The sequence below is a fragment of the Pseudoalteromonas sp. TAE56 genome, assembly GCF_000497955.1.
Lineage (GTDB): Bacteria > Pseudomonadota > Gammaproteobacteria > Enterobacterales > Alteromonadaceae > Pseudoalteromonas.
Window position 1 is genome coordinate 1 of the sequence record NZ_AUTN01000007.1, and the last position, 5,390, is coordinate 5,390.

A 5,390-nucleotide genomic window follows, 5' to 3' on the forward strand; every position below is an offset into this window, starting at 1 on the left:
TGGGGCTAGCTTCCACGCTGCCATTAGTATAGGGAAGTTCCACGGAATTATTTGCCCAACTACACCTAACGGTTCATTAAAATGATAGGCAACGGTAGTTTCATCAATTTCACTAATACCGCCCTCTTGTGAGCGCAGGCAACCTGCAAAATAACGAAAGTGATCGGCGGCTAGTGGAATATCGGCCGCGAGTGTTTCGCGAATTGCTTTGCCGTTGTCCCACGTTTCGGCAACCGCAAGTAACTCTAAATTTTGTTCAATACGGTCGGCTATTTTTAGTAATACGTTACTACGATCGGTAACCGATGTGGTGCCCCACTGCGCTTTTACTGCATGGGCTTTGTCGAGCGCAAGTTCAATGTCGTCTTTGTCGGAGCGCGCTACTTTGCAAAACACTTTGCCGTTTACAGGGCTAATATTTTCAAAGTACTGGCCGTTTACTGGCTTTACCCATTCTCCACCAATGTAGTTTTCGTATTGCGCTTTAAAGGTAATTAGTGCATCTTTTTCGCCTGGATTTGCATAAATCATAGTGACACTCTCTTGTTGTTATTAGCTAAAAGTCGAGCTATTAAATAAGTCTTTTTGCTTTATATTTAATCAAGTGCTGTTTTATAATTAATCAGCATTGATTGACATTAGACTATCAAACACTTAAAAGCATGTATTGCTGTCCACAAAAGTTGTCTATGAGTCCAGATTTAAAAGGGATTAAAATGCATACTCCGCAATTAAATAAGCAACGCCAGCAATTAAAGGTGCTAATTGAAAATAAAGTGACCTTTGCTGCCGATAATAGCGAGCTAAGTATTTACGATACTTATGAAAATGCGCAAAAAGTAGCTTTGCATTCAAAAGAATTACTTTTTTGCGCCATGCTTAGTGGTAAAAAGGTAATGCATGTAGAGAGCTGCCAATATCATAAGGCATTTTTACCTCACGAATCCTTTGTATTAGCACCAGAGCAAGGGGTATTAATTGACTTTGAACAAGCATCTTTAAACGCGCCTACTACCTGCCTTGCTATTGAAATAAGCACAGACAAAATAACGCAGGTGGCTAATGCACTCAATATTGAGCAACGCTTTGCCAGCGATGACTTATTTGCCTATACACCACAGCTGGTACATAGCCAGCACAATATCCAAACCCAACAACTTTTAGCGCGTATGGTGCATTTATTTAGTGAGCCCGACGAGCAGCGAGGTTATTTAATCGACTTATCGTTAAACGAGCTTATTACCCGTTTGCTACAGCAGCAAAGTCGAGATTTATTGCTAAAAAACGGCAATAATCCGCAGCTTAAAACACCGGTAAATAATGCGTTGCAATACATAGAAGAGCACTTAAATGAAGCATTGGATATAGAGAGGCTGTGTAAAATTGCCTGTATGAGTCGCAGCAAGTTTTATCAACAATTTAAGTTGGCGTTTGGTACGAGCCCATCACTGTGGCAACAGCAACTTAGGCTTAAAAAAGCCTATAGTAAATTGTTACAGGGGCGCACGGTTAGCCAAGCGTGTTATGAGCTGGGTTTTAATTGCCCTAGCCATTTTAGCCGATTATTTAAACAAGCCTATGGCGTACCACCAGCAAACATTGCCAAGAAAAACCATTAAGTGGTGGTTTAGATTAATTTTATAGCGAGGTTAATTAACGTTTCGTAGGCACTAAATACGCCTACGAAACTTATTTTATTGTATTTTTTATGGCGCATTAATACTGCGTATTAAAACCAAATTTCAACCTGAGCGCCTGCAACTAAGGCACTTTCGTCGCCCTCTTTGCCTGCAACACTTAACCCAGATTCTTGCCCAGCAGCCTTGTTCCAATCAAAGTTACTTAGATAAAAGCGTAATGATGGACGCGACCAATATTCGGTAGAGTCGGCTGTTGCTTGTAATGCTAGCGCATATTTCATAAGTGTTTGCTCATCATTTTCAATGCCGTTTGTTTTGGTTTGATAAGCGTTATAACCCAATTCACCAAGCACACTCCAATGTGGCGATATTGAATAATGCGGGCGCACACCAACACTTTTTAGGGTGTGGTAATCAGATGATTTTTCGTACATTACCATGTAATCTAGTTTAAATTTTTCGGTAATATCAATTAAGCCATTATTAAAAATACGAAAGCCACTTGAGCTGCTATCTGCGGCATAATCAAAGCTTCCGCCATCAGTACCGGCAGCGCCTGGGTTTTGCGCCATGGCGCCGGTACCATATTGAATCACTGTTTTTTGATCAACATTGCCTAACTGCTTTTGCCATTGCACTGTAAACGTTCTGCCATCGGTAAGCCCTGCTTCATCAATTGCATCATTTACAAATAAGTTTTGCAGTGCAAATACCACTTTACCCGCATCGCCTACATCCATTTCATAGCGTACGTCGGCCATAAAGTTTTGATAGTTAGTATCTGCAGTGGCTTTGTTACCTGTAAGTTCGCCCTCGCCACCATAAGTGATGGCAGCAAGATGCAGCTTATCGGTTTCATTTACCGTAATGTCGGACACACCCACGCCGTTACCCGAGCTTTGCATATGTTTGTAATCTAATATATGTACGCTACCAACTGCCTTATCGTAATAATATCTGCGGCCAATCCATAGCGTACCATTATCGAGTAAGTTGTCTGTTTCTACATAAAGCTGCCTTGAGCGTCTAGACCACTCCTCCATTGCGGTTGGATCTCTTGAATCCCCGGCAAAGTCCATCATAAATACGGCTTTAAAATTAACCCCATTTAGCTGCTGTTTTTTAGTCAGCTGAAACTCGCTGTAGTCTCTGCATTCGTTACCTAAGCGATAATAAACCCCCATCATTTTTAGGGTAGTTTAGTGAATAACAAGAGCCATTATTTTTACTGCCACTCCCTATAATGGTGTTTGTACCTGAGCGAAAATACCCATTAAATTCAAACCCATTATCCAATTCTTGCTTAGCTTTAGCCTCATCCTGCGCTTGCATTTCATTATTAATTAACTGTTTAACGTATGCAATATCTTCATCCGATAAACCAGCGGGGCGCTCTGCTGCGTGAACACTCATTGTAGCTGCGCATAATATTGAAAGTAGTGATAAAGAGGGTTTAATTCGTTTGTTATATTTCATGTTTACCATAGTCGTTGTGGGGTTACATTAAATGTATTTGCAGCGCTATTTAATTAAAATGCAGCCGTAATTTAGCTAAGCAGTGCTGGTTGCTAGCTACAAATACGAAATTAGTTACTTTTAAAGATGGAGTTTTTAGTTAACTTTGTGTCAGTAAAAATTAAAGGCATAAAGCCGTTAACTTTAAGCTAACTATTTTGGCGCTAATAATGATCAGCTACGATAACTCGTAGTAAATGAGCTGTGATCAGTAATAACCAATTTGAAAAGGATTTTATCCAACCACTGAGGGTTATTCAATATAGCAAACAGCGATAGTATAAGATTTTACAGGGGTCACAAACCATTGATTAAAAAAGGAAAACACAAAGTAAACATAACAAAAACACAGAGGAAACAATGAGCCCACTTACTTACATTTCAGCGTGAAAAACCACCGCGCAATAATTAAACTAATGACGAGTTTTTTGATTATCTGCGCAACTGTAAAATTAATCTGGTAGCTGTAAAACGAGGGTTAGGATGAAATAAAAGAAGAGTAAACAGAGTAATAAAACGCATGATAAGCTCCCTCAAAAGCGCTGCACTTAAACGCTATTAAGGGATAACGAGGGGATTTAAATCAAGCTAAATCAAACTAAAATAACTAAAAGCACATAAACTAATACCGGCTAATAACCATACTAATCCGTAGCTTTGCCAAAGTATTGCGTTATTATAAACCTGCTGCGGGTTATTTTTGTCAACTAACAGTGTGCAGGTTTTACCTTGTTTAAAACGGGTAAACATTTTTTCACGATATTCCACTAATACACTGTGCACCTGCCCATCAAAACGAAAACTCACTAGCATAGTTGGCTGATGCAACATTTCGGGTGCTGTTATTTGATTATTTGCCACGGCAGTTATTTGTTCTACCACACAAACCCGCCAGTGGCGTTTACTTACTTTACATTTTAACCAGCGTACAAATGGCAAAGTGCCAATTATTATAAATAAAACCCCCAACCACAACAGAGCCATACACCCACCTTTGTTTTTATTTTTATAGTTTACTAACAACATACGCAGCAATCAAACTGCCTAGCACTTAGATTAATATAGCGCATTGGCTTTATTAAATACATGCTCAGATTACAAAGTTTTACCGCAAGCAACTTGCAGTTAACCTGCCGCACAAGCACAATAGCCGCATAAAAGAGGAGATCATTATGACCACAATTGGTATTGGCACCCAAACCAAAGAACAAGCACTCGCTAGCTTAAGCAATATGACCAGCGATTTAACCCCTATTCAACCGGCAGAATATTTATCTCGTATAGCCAAAGCGCAAACGTATATGCAAAACAATGGCATTGATGCCATTTATTTAAATGCAGGTACTAACCTCGCCTATTTTACCGGTATGCGTTGGTATGCAAGTGAGCGTTTAGTTGGCGCAATTTTGCCTGCTAAAGGTGAAGTGCAATACATAGCTCCTTATTTTGAAATTGGCTCACTCAATGGTTTTAAAGTAATTGACGGGCCAATCCGTGGTTGGCAAGAGCATCAAAACCCATATCAGTTATTTGTTAATATATTAACGGAAATGGGTATTGCGGCTAATGGCACTATTGGTATTGACGAAAGCGCGCAGTTCTTTATTTTTGATGGTATTAATAAAGCGCAAACGGGCTTAAATTTAGTGAATGCTCAACCTGTTACAGCACATTGTAGAATGCATAAATCAGCCAATGAGCTGGCATTAATGCAACGCGCTATGGATATGACCTTAGTGGTTCACCAAGCTACGGCAAGCATGCTGCACGAGGGTATTAGTACCACTGAAGTTGAAGAGTTTATAAAGCTAGCGCATCAAAAAGTAGGCGCGCCGGGTAACTACTTTTGTATCGTGTTATTTGGGCTTGCAACGTCATTTCCGCATGGGGTAAAAGATCCGCAAATCCTCAAAAAAGGCGACATGGTACTTATTGATACTGGCTGTAAAGTACATGATTACTTATCTGATATTACCCGCACTTATGTGTTTGGTGAAGCAACTGATCGCCAACGTCAATTTTGGAATAATGAAAAAGCAGCACAAATTGCAGCTTTCAATGCAGCAAAAATTGGCGTGCCATGTGAAGACGTAGATACAGCTGCGCGCAGCTACTTAGCTGAGCAAGGTTTAGGCCCTGATTATCAAACACCTGGTTGCCCGCACCGTACAGGCCACGGCATTGGTTTAGATATTCACGAATGGCCTTATTTGGTAGGCGGTAATAAAACGCCAC

At 40.2% G+C, this 5,390-nt stretch carries 6 protein-coding genes; 2 read left to right on the plus strand and 4 right to left on the minus strand.

Features of this window, described 5'->3' with window-relative positions; all coding sequences use genetic code 11:
- On the minus strand, positions 1 to 531 hold a 531-nt coding region (locus L656_RS0100225; RefSeq protein WP_024597729.1), incomplete at its 3' end, for an aldehyde dehydrogenase family protein.
- Positions 532 to 716: 185 nt separating this feature from the next.
- Here L656_RS0100225 and L656_RS0100230 point away from each other — a divergent pair.
- The gene (locus L656_RS0100230; protein ID WP_024597730.1) at positions 717 to 1,619 is read left to right on the plus strand and encodes a helix-turn-helix domain-containing protein; all 903 of its coding nucleotides are present in this window, start codon (positions 717 to 719) and stop codon (positions 1,617 to 1,619) included.
- 110 nt (positions 1,620 to 1,729) lie between these two features.
- On the opposite strand, the gene L656_RS0100235 is transcribed toward L656_RS0100230, so the two are convergent.
- The 3 genes from L656_RS0100235 to L656_RS0100245 form a co-directional block, all read right to left on the minus strand.
- Complete coding sequence (locus L656_RS0100235) at positions 1,730 to 2,827, minus strand: carbohydrate porin (protein WP_080668950.1); 1,098 nt, start codon at positions 2,825 to 2,827, stop codon at positions 1,730 to 1,732.
- A complete protein-coding gene (locus L656_RS0100240; protein WP_158000888.1) occupies positions 2,799 to 3,116 on the minus strand; it encodes a hypothetical protein in 318 nt (105 codons plus the stop codon). The genes L656_RS0100235 and L656_RS0100240 overlap by 29 nt, the downstream gene beginning before the upstream one ends.
- 627 nt (positions 3,117 to 3,743) lie before the next feature.
- Positions 3,744 to 4,139, minus strand: coding sequence for a hypothetical protein (locus tag L656_RS0100245; protein WP_033012968.1), 396 nt, complete (start codon positions 4,137 to 4,139; stop codon positions 3,744 to 3,746).
- Between the two features lie 188 nt (positions 4,140 to 4,327).
- Here L656_RS0100245 and L656_RS0100250 point away from each other — a divergent pair.
- A partial coding sequence (locus L656_RS0100250) for a M24 family metallopeptidase (protein WP_024597733.1) occupies positions 4,328 to 5,390 on the plus strand: 1,063 nt, incomplete at its 3' end.